At 49.8% G+C, this 16,500-nt stretch carries 13 protein-coding genes; 9 read left to right on the forward strand and 4 right to left on the reverse strand.

All coding sequences use genetic code 11. The annotated features are described in order from the left end of the window. The first annotated feature begins 32 nt into the window (after positions 1–32). The 3 genes from H027_RS0109815 to H027_RS0109825 all read left to right on the forward strand — a co-directional run bounded on the left by H027_RS0109815 (position 33) and on the right by H027_RS0109825 (position 3,261). Complete coding sequence (locus H027_RS0109815; RefSeq protein WP_024872279.1) at positions 33–962, forward strand: MalM family protein; 930 nt, start codon at positions 33–35, stop codon at positions 960–962. A 126-nt stretch (positions 963–1,088) separates the two neighbouring features. Then, the gene (locus tag H027_RS0109820; protein ID WP_024872280.1) at positions 1,089–2,228 is read left to right on the forward strand and encodes a glycoside hydrolase family 53 protein; all 1,140 of its coding nucleotides are present in this window, start codon (positions 1,089–1,091) and stop codon (positions 2,226–2,228) included. Next, on the forward strand, positions 2,221–3,261 hold the full coding sequence (locus H027_RS0109825) for a glycoside hydrolase family 53 protein (protein WP_024872281.1): 1,041 nt from the start codon (positions 2,221–2,223) through the stop codon (positions 3,259–3,261). The genes H027_RS0109820 and H027_RS0109825 overlap by 8 nt, the downstream gene beginning before the upstream one ends. Positions 3,262–3,316: 55 nt before the next feature. On the opposite strand, the gene H027_RS0109830 is transcribed toward H027_RS0109825, so the two are convergent. The 4 genes from H027_RS0109830 to H027_RS0109845 all read right to left on the reverse strand — a co-directional run bounded on the left by H027_RS0109830 (position 3,317) and on the right by H027_RS0109845 (position 8,391). Continuing rightward, complete coding sequence (locus H027_RS0109830) at positions 3,317–4,324, reverse strand: glycoside hydrolase family 53 protein (protein WP_024872282.1); 1,008 nt, start codon at positions 4,322–4,324, stop codon at positions 3,317–3,319. Positions 4,325–4,462: 138 nt separating this feature from the next. Beyond that, positions 4,463–4,882 (reverse strand): early set domain-containing protein, encoded by a 420-nt coding sequence (locus H027_RS0109835; protein WP_024872283.1) that lies wholly within the window; start codon positions 4,880–4,882, stop codon positions 4,463–4,465. Positions 4,883–5,009: 127 nt separating this feature from the next. Next, positions 5,010–7,031, reverse strand: a complete 2,022-nt coding sequence (locus tag H027_RS0109840; protein WP_024872284.1) for a methyl-accepting chemotaxis protein — start codon at positions 7,029–7,031, stop codon at positions 5,010–5,012. 277 nt (positions 7,032–7,308) lie between these two features. Then, on the reverse strand, positions 7,309–8,391 hold the full coding sequence (locus H027_RS0109845; RefSeq protein WP_024872285.1) for an ABC transporter ATP-binding protein: 1,083 nt from the start codon (positions 8,389–8,391) through the stop codon (positions 7,309–7,311). Between the two features lie 583 nt (positions 8,392–8,974). Between H027_RS0109845 and H027_RS0109850 the strand changes: the two genes are divergently transcribed. From H027_RS0109850 to H027_RS0109875, 6 genes are all read left to right on the forward strand, one after another. After that, the gene (locus tag H027_RS0109850; protein WP_024872286.1) at positions 8,975–10,207 is read left to right on the forward strand and encodes an extracellular solute-binding protein; all 1,233 of its coding nucleotides are present in this window, start codon (positions 8,975–8,977) and stop codon (positions 10,205–10,207) included. Positions 10,208–10,293: 86 nt separating this feature from the next. Further along, a complete protein-coding gene (locus H027_RS0109855; RefSeq protein ID WP_024872287.1) occupies positions 10,294–11,598 on the forward strand; it encodes a carbohydrate ABC transporter permease in 1,305 nt (434 codons plus the stop codon). A gap of 12 nt (positions 11,599–11,610) precedes the next feature. Next, positions 11,611–12,462: a sugar ABC transporter permease gene (locus tag H027_RS0109860; RefSeq protein WP_024872288.1), complete on the forward strand. Its 852-nt coding sequence runs from the start codon at positions 11,611–11,613 to the stop codon at positions 12,460–12,462. Between the two features lie 21 nt (positions 12,463–12,483). Continuing rightward, positions 12,484–13,695 (forward strand): glycoside hydrolase family 53 protein, encoded by a 1,212-nt coding sequence (locus H027_RS0109865; RefSeq protein WP_024872289.1) that lies wholly within the window; start codon positions 12,484–12,486, stop codon positions 13,693–13,695. A gap of 67 nt (positions 13,696–13,762) precedes the next feature. Beyond that, the gene (locus H027_RS0109870) at positions 13,763–15,820 is read left to right on the forward strand and encodes a beta-galactosidase (RefSeq protein WP_024872290.1); all 2,058 of its coding nucleotides are present in this window, start codon (positions 13,763–13,765) and stop codon (positions 15,818–15,820) included. A 69-nt stretch (positions 15,821–15,889) separates the two neighbouring features. Further along, entirely contained in the window at positions 15,890–16,216 is a 327-nt protein-coding gene (locus H027_RS0109875; RefSeq protein ID WP_024872291.1) for a glucose PTS transporter subunit EIIB, read from the forward strand. Positions 16,217–16,500: the final 284 nt, after the last annotated feature.

Here is a 16,500-nt window from a genome sequence, read left to right on the forward strand (position 1 = left end):
CTAGGTTATAAAACCGTTCATGGAGCTACAATATGAAGTTAATGTCGTCGATAGCGCTCGCTGTTTGCATTTCGTTAGCGGGCTGTTCTTCATTCAGTTCTGCAATATCAGGCCCGACCGCACTTAAACAGATCGCTAATGCCAACGATGCCAATAGTTCTCTTCGGTTGGCAACAGTCTGCTGCAAACAATATTCTGAAATAAAATATAAAGATTTCTCAACTATTAAAGATGACGATGAAGTCATCGATCAGAAAAATGATACCTATCTATTTCCTGATGGAAAAAGCTATTTTTCCGCATACAAATTGCCCGCTAATAAAGGCAGTTTCCGGATAACATTATCTTCTTTATTTACCAAAACAGTCTTTGTGCCCAAAGTCATTTTGCTGGATGGGCAATATAATATTACCCGCGTTATCGATGCCTCTATTTTTCATTTTGAACCGGCCGAATTACTCAATGACAATCAATTCTCCGGGACATTTACTATAGATCGTTCGCATTATGGGGATATTCATAATGAAACTTATATGATTATTTATACCCCAGAACAGGAATTATCTGCCTCGACCTCCATTGATACCGATGAGATGCGTTATGCCAAAGCTCGTGCGCTGACAACACCGCGTAACGCAAAGGAAAATATTCCGCATGCGGCATGGGGGAATCTGCATTGGAAAGTGGAATATTTATCTGATTTAAATGCGCAGAATAATATCTATATTCCAAATCCAGCCACGGCGCCAGCCGTGCAACCCGCTATCACTGCTCAGACAACGGTCGTTCATGATGACATACAACAACCCGCGATGCTGAAAGAGACAGAAAAATATTATAACGATCAAATCCGCTTGGCGATTAAAAATAATGATATCAAAAAAGCAGTAGCCTTATATAAGGAAGCCAAACGTTTAGGTTCACCAACGGCAGAAGGCGTTTTAATTAAAAGTCTGGAATAAATACTCCTAGCCATTTTTAATTTTTATTAACGCCTGTTCATTCATCGAATGGGTGTTGTTTTGCTCTGTCTGCTGTTCCTGATTTATTTAATTATTTTTTACTGTTAATGATTGAAAGGGACTTTTATGCCATGGATCTCCAATTTTATATTTGCGTGTTTAGCCTTGCTGTTTGCTTCCTCTGCGTATCCTTCTGAAAATAACCATTCTGCGTTTGTGATTGGTGCGGATATTTCACATTTGCCGCAATTAGAAGCGGCTGGCGCACGATTTTATGATCAGAATAAAGCGGATGATTTACTGGTTATTTTAAAACGTAATGGCGTGAACACCATCCGCATTAAGGTGTGGAACGAACCGGGTAAATATGCCCAGTTTCCATCCAACCAGAGTGACCCCGTTGGGTATAACAATCCGGAACATGCGGTCGCATTGGCGAAGCGGGCGGCACAGTTGGGTTTTCGCATCATGATGGATTTTCACTACAGTGACTGGTGGGCCGATCCGGGTAAACAGAATATCCCGCTGGCCTGGCAGGGGAAAAATGCCTCCCAAGTCAGTAAGGCTCTGTATCAATTTACACTGCACGTCATGTTACGCCTGAAAGAGGAAGGGGTGACACCGGAATGGGTGCAGGTCGGTAATGAAATTACCAACGGTATGCTCTGGCCGCTGGGGCGAACCTCCGAGTGGGATAATCTGGCCGACTTTCTGAAATCAGGGGCTCAGGCGGTTAAAACGGTTTTTCCGCACAGTCAGGTGGTGTTGCATCTGGATGCCGGTGGCGATAACGAACGTTGTCGTCGCTGGTTTACCGAAGCGGTGCGACATCACGTGCCATTTGATGTCATTGGCCTGTCTTACTACCCAGTCTGGCATGGTGCCTTGCGGGATCTGGCCAGCAATATGGCCGATTTAAGTGAGCGCTTTGCCCGCCCGGTGATGGTGGTGGAGACGGCCTATCCGTGGACAAAAGAAAATGGCGATTCACAGCCGAATGTCTACACACAGACCGGGCCGGAACCTTGGCCGATGACACCGGAAGGGCAAACTGCATTTTTAACCCACCTGAACCACACCGTGAAACAGGTGCCACAGCATCAGGGATTAGGTTTCATCTACTGGGAGCCGGATTTTATTCCCGTGACCGGTGCGGGCTGGAAGAAAGGCGCGGGTGATGAATGGGACAACGTAACGTTATTTGATTTCAGCGGCCATGCGTTACCGGCGCTGCATGCCATCACGCAGGAGGCCTCAGATGACTGAGTTTGTTCGCGGTGCTGACATTTCGCAATTACCGCAATTAGAACACGAGGGGGTGCGTTACTTCCTCGGTGCAACAGAGATGGATTGTCTGACCCTGCTGCGCCAACAGGGGATCAATGCGGTCCGCATCAAGGTGTGGAATGATCCGGGAAACCCGGATTTTTTCCCTGCCAATCAAGGGCATCCTCTGGCCTTCAATAGTCCGGCGCAGGTGATAGCATTGGCGCGGCGTGCCGCAGCGCTGGGCTTTCGGATCATGATTGATTTCCACTACAGTGATTGGTGGGCCGATCCGCAGAAACAGTTTATGCCACACGACTGGCAAGGCTTATCGCTGGAGGATGTGGCGGAGCGATTATTTGCGTTCACGCTGGATCTCTTGCAGCGATTGCGTGATGCCGGCGTCACGGTGGACTGGGTTCAGATTGGGAATGAAATTACGCATGGCATGCTCTGGCCGATGGCTTTCTTACCCGGCAACTGGCCGGCGTTATCCCATCTGCTGATCGCCGGTGCGGCGGCGGTCAGGGCTTATGATCCGCAATGCCAGATTGTGTTGCATCTGGATGCGGGCGGCGATCATGAACTCTATCGGCGCTGGTTTAATGAAGCGATTGCCCGCAAAGTGCCGTTTGATGTGATTGGGCTTTCCTTCTATCCATGCTGGCACGGCAGTCTGGCGTTGTTAGGTGATAATTTGAATCGTCTGGCGCAGAGCTACGGCAAATCCTTGATGGTCGTGGAAACGGCCTACCCGCGGCTGCTTGATGTGACGAAAAATCATCACTGGCTGATCCAGCATTGTGGTGCGGAACCCTTTCCTGCAACCGAAGAAGGGCAAGCCCAGTTTTTACGGGCATTGCGGCATCAAGTACAAACGGTGATGGGAGGGCTTGGTCAGGGCGTCTTTTACTGGGAACTTGCGATGATCCCATCTGCACAACAGGGGGAGCATTCCGTATGGGAAAACGTCACCCTGTTTGACCGCGATGGCCGGGCATTGTCGTCACTGGCTGCACTGGGTTCAGATTGATCTTTGTTTAAAAGCTGGTGCGACCTGTTGCGCACCGGCTTTTTATCTCAGCCGATCAGTAATTCAGCAGGAAGGCATCCATTGCCGAGGTGGGTTTACCGCTGTTATCCATCAGCCCGAGCGAATAGCCCTGCCAGTTGTTATAACTTTCCGGTTCCCAGTAAAAGACGCCCAGCCCTTTGCCGTTGGGAATGGCCGCCATTTTCTTCAGCATATCCGCAATGGTGTCATAGCTGTTTTTCGGGTCATCCCACGGCATGCCGACTTCGACCACCATGACTTCTTTGTTGTAACGGCTGGCCATGTCAGCCAGATTGTCATAGCACTGATTATCCATTGTGAACCAGTCACCATTGCCAGTCTGTGTCGGATAAATCGAAGCACCGACCACATCCCACTTGGCGCCATTGCTCTGCAGACCATCAAACATCCAGCGATAGAGGCTGTTGTTTTCGCAGTTGGCCAGATGCACGATCACCTTGGTGGAACTATTCACGGCTTTGACCGCGTCGTAGCCGCTGTTGATCAACCAGGCAAAGTTTTTCATGTTGACGGAGGCTTTGCCGTCACTCCACAGCATCCCGTTATTGGTTTCATTGCCGACCTGCACCCATTTCGGCGTGATCCCGGCATTTTTCAATGTGACTAGGGAGTTGTAGGTATGCCAATAGACATTCGACATCAGTTGGTCAAAGGTATAGCTCGACCAGGCGGCCGGTTTGGTCTGATTGGCCGGATCTGCCCAGGTATCGCTGTAGTGGAAGTCGATCAGAATGTCGAAGCCGGCGGCTTTGGCGCGTTTGGCCTTGGCAACGACATCGGTAATGTTATTCCAGCCGGAACTGGGGTTCACCCAGACCCGCAGACGAATGGCGTTCATTCCGTGTGCTTTGAGGATGGGGAAAAGATCCTGCTGGGTGCCGCTGCTGTTATAAAATTTGTAGCCGGATTTTTCCATTTGCGTCAGCCAGCTCACATCAGCCCCTTTGACCATGGCCTGGCCTGCGGTGTGATAGAGCAGGGTCATGCTCAGCATTACGGCGCTCAACGTTTTTAATTTCATCGGTAACACTCCTGTGGTGATTTTGCTCCGAGCTTCCGAATACACATGCCAGGCGTATCTACACTGCATCAATCGACTGAATGACAGAGGCTGGGGGAATTAAGGAGATAAAGAGAAAACCCTTTATCTCCGGGGGGATCAGTTCGCTTTTTTCACGGTGACTAGCACCTTTTTCGCATCACGGCGGTCAAGATAGAAGGCATAAACACCATCGGCTGCCGGAGTAAATTTCATATCGCCCCATTGATAACCGGCTCTGGCAACGACAGGTTTATCCAGTTCAACCTTGCTGGTGGGGTCAAACTGGCCAAAGGTGGTGTCGCTTTTCCATTTTTCATCGGCGAATTTGAATTTATAGGCGCCGTGACTGGCTTGCAGCGTGGCTTTGGCGACTAACACGCCGGCTTCGGCCTGTGCGGCCAGATTGTCTTTCGGTGCGGTCCAGTTGTTCATTTCACCGCGCAGGAAGATCGGACGAGTGGCCGCTGAATCTTCATCGGCCCAGGCGGAGGAGAGGCTGAGCAGAAGGCCAGCTACGAGCGCTAATTTCTTGATCATGATGTGTAATTTCCTTTCATTGAGATTAAACAGGAGAACCTGCATAACCAGGCTCGATGAGTTTCTTCGGTGCTGAAGGAACTCATCGAGACGGGTTGGACGGGCGTGTTACGGCCCGCCGTGAAAATTAAAGACTGAACAGGCTAATCAGATTTTGTTGTTCGACAGAAAGTTGCTGTAATTGATTGCTGGTCGAAGCTACCTTGTTGATTTCATCTTTGTTTTTGTCGGCAATGCCGTTGATGTTGGTGAGATTCCGGGCGATTTCCGCACTGGTGGATTGTTGCTGTTCGGCGGCGGCTGCGATCTGGCTGCTCATGTCAGCAATATTCTGTAAGGCATCGGAAATGTCGTTGATTGTCCGCTTGGTCTGTTCGCTGTCGCTGGTGCAGATCGTCATCGCTTCACCACTGGCGCGGATCACACTGACCGCCTGAGAGACACTGTGTTGCAGTGCGCTGATCATGGACTGAATTTCCGTGGTGGAATCGGAGGTCCTACGCGCCAGATTGCGAACCTCATCGGCGACGACCGCAAAACCACGCCCCTGATCGCCGGCACGTGCGGCCTCGATGGCCGCATTCAGGGCCAGCAGATTGGTTTGTTCGGCGATTTGGCTGATGACATCCAAAATGCCGCCAATATTGACACTCAGACCGTGCACCTCTTCGATCACGTGTTGCGACGACTCGAGTTGAGAGGCTAACTGATTGATGCGCTGGATGTTGCTCTCACTGATATCACGGCCCTGGTTGGCTTTAATGGTGACATCGACTACCGATGCCATGGAATGATTGGCTGCCTTGGCGACATCGCCGACGGTATGTTCCATTTCGACCATCGCGGTGGCGACGCTGGCAGTTTCGGTGCGCTGTTGTTCAAGCTGCTGGTGGGTCAGCTCCAGGGTGTCCAGGTTTCTGTTTGCCACGGCACTTAATTCATTGGCGGTTTTCACGACCTGTCCGAGCATGTTGCGCATCTGTGCCGCCAGTTTGTTGATCCCCTGTGAGAGCTGGCCGAATTCGTCTTGTTTGTCATAGGCGATATAGTGTGTCATGTCGCCCTGACCCAGTGCGTGCAGCACCGCCTGGATTTGACGCATCGGCTGCCGGATGGATGAAATCACGCGCCATAACACGAAACTGGCCAGAATCAGTGAGATCAGCAGACCGACAAACAGCACCGACTTCAGGTTGCCCAACACGTGTTGCGTCGTGCTGACATTCGATTGCAACTGCTGGTCGCTGAGTTTGTCCATGGTGCTGAGTTCGGCTAAGACGGCATCAATGATCCGTGTCGACTGCTCACTCTGGTTGCGGATTTGAGTGCTTTCCTCTGTTAAGTGCAGATGCTGGGCCAGCAAACCATCATCCGCCGCCGTTTCTTTTAATAGCTGATCCAGATTTTTTCCCAGCGCGGCTTCAAAATCGATCGCCCCGCCAAAAGCACTTTCTTGTTTGAGCAGTGCGGCGGCCAACTCCTTGCGTTGTGCCTGGATTTTACTCACCAGTTTCTGGTTGTTGGTCAAGCGTGTTTCAATGGCATCAGACTCGTGCTGATTGAGTGCTTCCTGTGTGGCACTGACGATGGTCTCTAAGTTATTGGAGAGATTGTGACTGAGGCCGACGATGTCACTGGCGCCCAGTGAGGCGACCATGATGGCGAGATCACTGATAAAGCGCTGGCTGTTTGCCTGTAGTCCGGTGTTTTGGCGCAAAATCTGCTGGTTTTGCAGGTTACGGGTATAGCTGTTGACCAGTTGGGTCGTGAGTTCCCAGTAGACTTTCTGTTGTTCAGCCAAATCTGCAATTTTCTTTTGCATGTCAGTATGGTCTGCGGTTTTTTGCTGCAGGCGTTTCAAATCGTTTTCAAAGGTGGTTTGCCATACCGTCAACTGGGCCTGTTCCCGCTTGATGCTCTGGATATCCTGCTGATTGAGCAGATTCCGCAAGGCTTTATCCTGAGAAAACAGATCTCGGGTCACAAAACGACTTTGCACCAGGGTGGGAACGATCTGGTTGGCAATGGTATCGACTTGCGTCGCCAGTTGTTGGCCTGAACGTAACGCCATCAGTACCGCCAGGATCAGGAGCAGGATGATGAAGCCAAACCCCAGGGCAATACGCTGAATAATGGAGATACTTTTCATATTTATATCCTTTGATACCGATTACATATGACGTGTGGTGTGTGATACACCGTTACTGCAATATGACGTCGTCTGAAGGGTTAGTGAGTTGTCATTCACTGTTTTGTGTAACTTACATCATATTTGTGTAACTAATTAGCACGGAATCGATAGCTTGCGATCTATCTCTCATTCTGTCGTGATTTCATAAAACGCAGAAAAAAGAAGGCCCCGCAAAGCGAGGCAAAAGGGGTGAAACGTGGAAAGATGAAGAAAAACGGATGTCAAAAACAAGCGGTTATTTACTGATACGGATCCCGTCGTCATTAAAAACCAAGCAATTTTCAGGCGAGAAGAACACTTCAATCTGCTGATACGGTTTGAAGTCGTTATCACCCGGCAGCAGCATCTTGAAGTTGTCGATGCCACAACTTTGTCCAAACAGATATGTGCTGTTGCCCAGACGTTCGACCACTTCGCAGTTGAAAACTAAGGCGTGCGAATTGCCCTGTGGCGTGATGTGTTCAGGACGCAAACCCAGCGTTACACTGCTGCCGGGCTCCAGTTTTTGTGTACAGATGGGCAGTACCAATTGTTTTTGGTCAGCAATGAGCACGCTGAGCTGTGCCGGGCTCCATGAAATCACCTTGGCGGGTAAAAAGTTCATCTTTGGAGAACCGATAAAGCCTGCGACAAAGAGATTGACTGGCTTGTAGTAGAGTTCCATCGGTGAACCCACCTGCTCAACCTTGCCGTAATTCATGACCACGATTTTGTCTGCCAGTGTCATGGCTTCCACCTGATCGTGTGTCACATAGATCATGGTGGTTTTCAGTTCCTGATGCAGTTTGGCGATGTGTAAGCGCATTTCTACGCGCAATTCGGCGTCGAGATTCGACAGCGGTTCATCAAATAAGAACACCTTGGGATTGCGCACAATGGCACGGCCAATTGCCACACGCTGCCGTTGACCACCGGAGAGTTGTTTTGGTTTACGATCAAGGAGATGCGAGAGTTGCAAGGTCTTGGCGACGATATTGACCTGATGCGCCCGGTCTTCTTTTGATACGCCGTTGACTTTAAGTCCGTAGCCGATGTTTTCCGCAACCGTCATGTGTGGGTACAGCGCATAAGACTGAAACACCATGGCAACCCCGCGATGTGCCGGCGCCACATCATTTACCACGGTGTTACCAATGGAAACTTCACCGTCGGAGATCTCTTCTAATCCTGCAATCATGCGCAGCAGGGTGGATTTACCACAACCAGAAGGGCCGACGAATACCGCAAATTCACCATCTTCGATGTTCAGGTTTACATTCCGCAGGGTTTCAGTTTTGCCGAAACGCTTGATCACATTATTGAGTCTGATACTCGCCATTTAATAACTCCTTGATAATTAAATTAATGTATTGCAGCTCATACCATGAATACCCATCTGGATCATTCATTTGAAACCCATTCGGGGTTGTAAGCTATGACAAGATGCAAGAATGTTTGCGCAATTTTTCTGCTTGAGATGGAATATAGCAGTGCAGTGTAAGCGCTTGCACTAACTGCTGTGACTTTTGTGCATAAGATCACAGGCTTTGCATGAATTACTGGCGAATAAGCCATTCAACCCGTAACTTTAGTGCGTATAGTGTAATCGTTACCCTGAAGTTTCAGAAGTGAAGCACTACCGACAGTTTTAGGGTTGTAAGAGTTTTACACTGCGGTCGCTCTGATTGTTTTTTGAATAAATCATATATCAATCAGTTTGTTATGCTCTGTAGTCTGTTTTCGTTGTTGTTGATGTCACGCGATATCAAGTTGATAGAACAGAGGTCAGAATGTTGTTTAAAGAGCACTATCGGCTAATTACATAGTGATATTTGTGTAACGAGTGACTGATTGTGCATAAATACAATCACGAAATCACAACCACAACATGGTTTGCGAATTAAAGGAATCAAGGAGCAACGATGAAAATTAAAACATTATCAGCAGTTGTCATGTTATCACTGGGTGTTGCCGGTGTGTTCTGTAAAGCAGCAATGGCGGCCGATGGCAACTTATTGGTGTGGGAAGATATTAAGAAATCCAACGGGATCACCGATGCCATCAAGGCGTTTGAAGCCAAATATAATGTCAAAGTCAAAGTGCTGGAAACTCCTTATGCACAGCAGATTGAAAAACTGCGTCTGGATGGCCCAGCAGGCATTGGCCCGGATGTCATCGTGTTACCGCATGATCAGGTTGGCACCGCGGTTGTACAAGGTCTGATTTCCGAACTCAAGGTTGATAAAAACTACATGAGTTCATTCACTAAGCCTGCGGTCGATGCTCAAACCTATAACGGCAAGTTATACGGGATCCCGAAAGCGGTAGAAACCATCGTGATGGTTTATAACAAGGAGCTGATGCCGAAAGCGCCGGAAACACTGGACGAGCTCTACAACTTCTCCAAAACACAGCGTGCCGCGAATAAATACGGTCTGCTGGCCAAATTTGATGAAATTTATTACGCCTACGGGGTTGTGGCTGGCATGGGGGGTTACATCTTCGGCCAGAACAGCAATGGTTCCCTCAATGTAAAAGATGTGGGGTTAGCAAACCAGGGCGCGATCGATGCGGTTAAATACATCAAGAAATTCTACGCCGATGGCCTGTTCCCAGCCGGGATCGTGGGTGACACCGGGGCGAATGCCATCGATTCACTGTTTACCGAGAAAAAAGCTGCTGCGGTGATCACCGGCCCCTGGGCCTTCCAGCCTTACAAAGATGCCGGCGTGAATTATGGCGTCGCACCATTGCCATTGCTGCCGAATGGGGAACACATGCGTTCTTTCCTCGGCGTGAAAGGCTATAGCGTGTCTTCTTACTCCAAAGAGAAAGATCTGGCGCAGAAATTCATCGAATTCATCAACCAGCCGGAATACGCCAAAGTTCGCTTTGAGAAAACCGGTGAAATCCCGCCTGTGAAAGCTCTGATCGATGATCCGTTGATCAAAAACGATGAGAAATCTCGTGCTGTGGCAATCCAGGCCTCTTATGCCGTACCAATGCCAAGCGTACCTGAAATGCAGGAAGTCTGGTCTCCAGCTAACAGTGCGCTGCAGTTGAGCGTAACCGGCAAGCAGGATGTGAAAGCGGCACTGGAAGGTGCAGTCAAAAATATAAACATGCAGATCGAAGCTAACCACGCCAATCAGTAATGCATCGTTGTTACCAGTAGTCGTGGCTAAAACATGGGTAGCAGGTGGTTTTGTTACCCATGTTCTTTATGGATAGGAGGTTAATTGTGGTTGCTGATTCCAGTTGTGCATCGCAGGCCGATGCGAAAACCAACCATGCTAAAGTAGCGGCGCTGTTGTCGCTCATTCCAGGATTTGGTCAGTTCTATAACAAGCAAATTGTTAAAGGGGCCATCTTCTTCGTTATTCTTGCCTGCTTTATTGGCGTATCTCATGACTTCCTGCAAACAGGCTTCTGGGGGTTATTTACACTCGGTACGGAATTACCCAGAGATAACTCGGTTTTCCTGCTTGCTAAAGGGATCATCAGTCTGATCGTGGCCACCTTCGGGGTTGGCGTCTATTACTGGAGCATCCGCGATGCTTACCTGTGCGGACAAAAACGGGACGATGGTTTCGCCCTGACCAGTGTGAAAAAGCAGTATCAACTCCTGCTGAGTGAAGGCTTCCCTTACATGATGATCACCCCCGGCTTTATTCTGCTGGTGTTTGTGGTGGTCTTCCCGATCATTTTCGGTTTCTCAATTGCGTTTACCAACTACGATCTCTACCACACGCCACCGGCTAAACTGGTCGATTGGGTGGGGCTGAGAAATTTCTTCAATATTTTCCATCTGGATTTGTGGCGTTCGACCTTCTTTGACGTGCTGCAATGGACCGTGATCTGGACATTGATTGCGACCACGCTGCAGTGTGCGGTGGGTGTGCTGCTGGCGATCCTAGTGAACCAGAAAGATCTGCGCTTTAAACCTGTCATCCGTACCATTCTGATCCTGCCGTGGGCGGTGCCGGGCTTCGTAACAATTCTGGTGTTTGCCGGGATGTTCAACGAAACCTTCGGGGTCATCAACAACGGTATTCTGGCGGCACTGGGGATTACCCCCAAAGCGTGGATGACCGATCCGTTCTGGACGAAGACCGCCCTGATCATGATGCAGACCTGGCTGGGTTTCCCATTCGTGTTCGCGATGACGACCGGTGTGTTGCAGGCGATCCCGGATGATCTGTATGAAGCCGCCACCATTGATGGCGCCAGTGCCTGGCACAAGCTGACCACGATCACGCTGCCGCTGGTGCTCTACTCCATTGCACCGATCATCATCACGCAATACACCTTCAACTTTAATAACTTCAACATCATTTATCTGTTCAACAACGGTGGCCCGGCGGTGATGGGGTCGAATGCCGGTGGTACAGACATTCTGGTGTCGTGGATTTATAAGCTGACCATGTCGTCATCCCAATATGCGATTGCTGCCAGTATCACCATTCTGCTGTCGATCTTTGTTGTGGGTATCGCCCTGTGGCAATTCCGTGCGACTAACTCCTTCAAACAAGATGATATGGCATAAGCGAGGCAGTCTATGAGTGCAAAACACAGCGTTAAAAAGAGTAATTTCATTCGACTCAGCCTCTCGTATCTGCTGATCCTGGCCGTCTCCGTGATCATCATCTATCCACTGGTCTGGACGGTGGGGGCATCACTGAACCCGGGCAGCAGTCTGCTGAACACGTCGATCATTCCGGACAACTTCTCGTTCCTGCACTATTACGAGCTGTTCAACGGGGATATCAACTATGCGACCTGGTACTGGAACTCGATGAAAATCAGTTTCATGACCATGGTGCTGACGCTGATCAGTGTCAGTTTCACCGCTTATTCCTTCTCTCGCTTCCGTTTCCGCGGCCGACAGAACGGGTTGATGCTGTTCCTGCTGTTGCAGATGATCCCGCAGTTTTCCGCACTGATTGCGATCTTTGTACTGGCGCAGATGCTGGGCCTGATCAATAGCCACTTGGCGCTGGTTCTGGTCTATGTAGGCGGCATGATCCCGATGAATACCTATCTGATGAAAGGTTATCTGGATGCGATCCCGAAAGATCTGGACGAATCAGCCCGTATGGACGGTGCCGGCAGTTTCCGCATCTTCATCGAGATCATCATGCCGTTATCGAAACCGATCATTGCCGTGGTCGCGCTGTTCTCGTTCACCGGCCCACTGGGGGATTTCATTCTGGCCAGTACCATCCTGCGTACACCGGACAAATTCACGCTGCCGATCGGCCTTTACAACCTGGTCTCTCAGAAGATGGGCGCCAGCTATACCACGTATGCGGCTGGGGCTGTGCTGATCGCCGTGCCTGTCGCCATTCTTTATCTCTCTTTGCAGAAATACTTTGTTTCCGGCCTGACTGCGGGCGGCACCAAGGGTTAAGCGATAACACAGGATGACAAAATGAAACTGAAAAAAAGTTTAGTACTGGCGGCCATGCTGATGACCGGCCTGCTGCCCGTGGTACATCAGGCTCAAGCAGCCGACAGCGTTCAGATCCAACATGTTCAGCATTTACCCGCGGGTTTTATCAAGGGTGCCGACATGTCCATGCTGAATGAAGTGGAAAAGCATGGTGGCAAATATTACGACCAGGACGGCAAACAGAAAGATGCCTTGCTGATCCTGAAGGAAAACGGCTTTAACTATATTCGCCTGCGCTTGTGGAATGATCCGAAAGATGCGGACGGCAAAGGTTACGGCGGTGGCAATAACGATCTGCAAAGCACGATCGCGATGGCCAAACGTGCCAAGGCATTGGGCTTCAAGTTCCTGCTGGATTTCCATTACAGCGATTTCTGGACCGATCCGGGTCGCCAGAACAAGCCCAAAGCCTGGGCCAAGATGAATTACGACCAGTTGAAAGTGGCCGTGCATGATTTCACCAAAACCAGCATCGCCGAATTCAAGAAAGCCGGTGTGTTGCCAGACATGGTTCAGGTGGGTAACGAGATCAACAGCGGCATGTTATGGCCGGAAGGGAAAAGCTGGGGGCAGGGCGGCGGTGAGTTTGACCGTCTGGCTGGCTTGCTGAACGCCGGGATCGCCGGGGTGAAAGAGAACCTGACGGACAAAGATCATGTGAAGATCATGCTGCATCTGGCCGAAGGCACCAAGAACGACACCTTCGTCTGGTGGTTTGATGAAATCAGCAAACGCAAAGTGCCGTTCGATGTCATCGGCCTGTCGTTCTACACCTACTGGAACGGCCCGATCAGTGCCCTGAAATACAACATGGACGACATCAGCAAACGCTACAACAAAGATGTGATCGTCGTTGAAGCGGCTTACGGTTACACCACCGACAACTGTGACAATGCCGAAAACAACTTTGGACAAAAAGAAGCAGACGACGCGGGTTATCCGGCAACCGTACAGGGGCAGGCCAACTTCTTACACGATCTGATCCAGAGCATTGCCTCAGTCCCTGATCAGCATGGGAAAGGCATTTTCTATTGGGAACCGGGTTGGTTGCCAACACCGGGTGCCACCTGGGCGACGAAAGCGGGCATGAAATACAACAACGATGACTGGAAAGAAGGCAACGCGCGTGAAAATCAGGCGTTGTTCGACTGCCAGGGTCATGTGCTGCCTTCCATCAAGGTCTTCAACTAATTAAAAGCGCTGCGCCGGCAGGAGAGAGGCCGGCCAGCCACCATTTTGTTTTTCTGGGAGCAATGAGATGCAGAAGTTTCCTCCTCTGAGCCACAAGATCCCGGCATTGCTGCACGGTGCCGATTACAACCCGGATCAGTGGCTGGATTGTCCGGAAATATTAGAAAAAGACATCGAAATGATGAAGCAGACCCGCTGTAACATCATGTCGGTCGGCATTTTCAGTTGGGTCAAACTGGAGCCGGAAGAGGGGCGTTATGAGTTCGGCTGGCTGGATCAGGTGTTAGATCGCCTGTATGCCAACGGCATTTATGTGTTTCTGGCCACCCCCAGCGGGGCACGCCCTGCATGGTTATCTCAGCGTTTTCCGCAAGTGTTGCGCGTCAGCAAAGAAAAAGTACGGGCGCTGCACGGTGGTCGTCATAACCACTGCCTGACCTCGCCGGTCTATCGCGAAAAAGTCCGTCAGATGAATACCGCCCTAGCGAAGCGCTATGCTCATCATCCGGCGGTCGTAGGCTGGCACATTTCCAACGAATACAGTGGCGAATGCCATTGTGATCTCTGCCAGAATCAATTCCGCGACTGGCTGAAGGCGCGTTATGGATCGCTGGACGCGCTGAACCATGCCTGGTGGAGCGATTTCTGGAGCCATACCTATACCGATTGGGCACAAATTGAATCACCGTCATCAATTGGTGAAACATCGATCCACGGTTTGAATTTAGACTGGAAACGCTTTAACACCGCACAGGTGACCGATTTCTGTGCCGAAGAGATCAAACCGCTGAAGGCGGAAAACCCGGAGTTGCCAACCACCACCAATTTCATGGAGTATTTCTATGACTATGATTATTGGCAGCTTTCCAAGGTCATCGACTTTATCTCCTGGGACAGTTATCCACTTTGGCATAACGACAGCGATGACTGCACGCTGGCAGCGTACACCGGGATGTATCACGATCTGATGCGTACTCTGAAGGGTGGCAAACCGTTCTTTTTAATGGAATCAACCCCCAGTCTGACCAACTGGCAGCCGATCAGTAAACTGAAAAAACCGGGCATGCATATCCTGTCTTCACTTCAGGCAATCGCCCATGGTTCCGATTCCGTGCAATATTTCCAATGGCGCAAGAGCCGGGGTTCGGTCGAGAAATTCCACGGTGCGGTGGTGGATCATGTCGGCCATATCAACACCCGTGTCGGTCAGGAAGTGCAGGCGCTGGGTGAGATCCTGGCTTCGTTGTCGTCGGTCGTCGGTTCCCGGGTAGACGCCGAAGTGGCGATCATTTTTGACTGGGAAAGTCGCTGGGCGATGGACAACGCACAAGGGCCTCGCAATGCCGGTCTGTTCTATGAGAAAACCGTGACCGAACATTACCGTTCGTTCTGGGAACAGGGGATTGCCGTTGATGTGATCAACGCCGACTGCGATCTGAGCCAGTACAAACTGGTGATCGCACCGATGCTGTATATGGTGCGCGATGGTTTTGCCGAGCGTGTCGCTGCCTTTGTGAAAGCAGGAGGCAATTTTGTCACGACCTACTGGTCTGGCATCGTCAACGACAGTGACCTGTGTCATCTCGGTGGTTTCCCCGGGCCGTTACGTCCGATCCTAGGCGTGTGGGCGGAAGAGATCGATAGTCTGTATGACCATGAAACCAATAGCATCAACGGTCTGAGCGGCAACGAACTGGGCTTATCCGGTCCTTACACCGTGACGCATTTGTGTGACCTGATCCAGCTGGAAGGGGCTCGAGCACTGGCTGCGTATGGTTCCGATTTCTATGCTGGTCGTCCAGCCGTGACGGTGAATGATTACGGGCAGGGTAAAGCGTATTACATTGCTTCGCGGAATGATCTTGCGTTCCAGCGTGATTTCTTCGGGCAGTTAAGTAAAACACTGCAGCTGAAACAGGCACTGCCAACCACATTGCCGTTGGGTGTCACCGCACAACGGCGTACGGATGGTGAGCAGGAGTTTATTTTCCTGCAAAACTACACCCAGAATGAATGCTTTGTGACGCTGCCTGCAACCTATCAGGATATGGTCACCGAGAAAACGATTTCCGGATTAGTGGCACTGCCACCATTCGGCATCCGAATTCTGAATAACGCCCTATAACCCATGATGGTAAACAGCCTGCCGTGGCAGGCTGTTTCAGATCGGTGAAATCTATTTAAGGATAAATGCATGGTAAATATGAAGGATTTTAAACGTTTGTTTACGCAGGCTTTAGGTCGTAAATCAGAAGAAAATGAAATTGTCACATTTGATTCTGATGTTTTAGCCTTAATTTCCGCGTTTGGTGGTAAAGAAAATATATTTAGTTTTGATGCCTGCCTGACACGCCTGCGTGTTGAGGTCAATAATCTGGCATTAGTGAATATTGATAAATTACAGCAGGCTGGGGCAATTGGCGTCGTGACGGTCGGCCATGAGGTACAGGCAATATTCGGCACCCGTTCTGATAATCTGAGAAAAGATTTGGAAAACTGGTTCGGTTTGTGGCAGGAATAATTCTGTTTCACAGAAATGCCTTTTTATAGCATTTATTACTAATGTTTGCTTATTTCTCCTTTCGGTATGTGGTTGTAGTGTCGAACCAATAAAATAATTACTGGTGAATCGATTAATCTATATGGGCTTTTTGAGATTGATTCACTCCTTCTTTTACTGCTCAATCAGAGTCTTGCTTATTTCCCGCTTTTTGATGCCCAATCCTGCATCGGCAAATGCCACAAGCTGTAGCATCAATAATCTGCCGTATTCCTATGTAAATTATCAGCTTTTTAATATCGATG

This window comes from Tolumonas lignilytica (assembly GCF_000527035.1).
GTDB classification, from domain to species: domain Bacteria; phylum Pseudomonadota; class Gammaproteobacteria; order Enterobacterales; family Aeromonadaceae; genus Tolumonas; species Tolumonas lignilytica.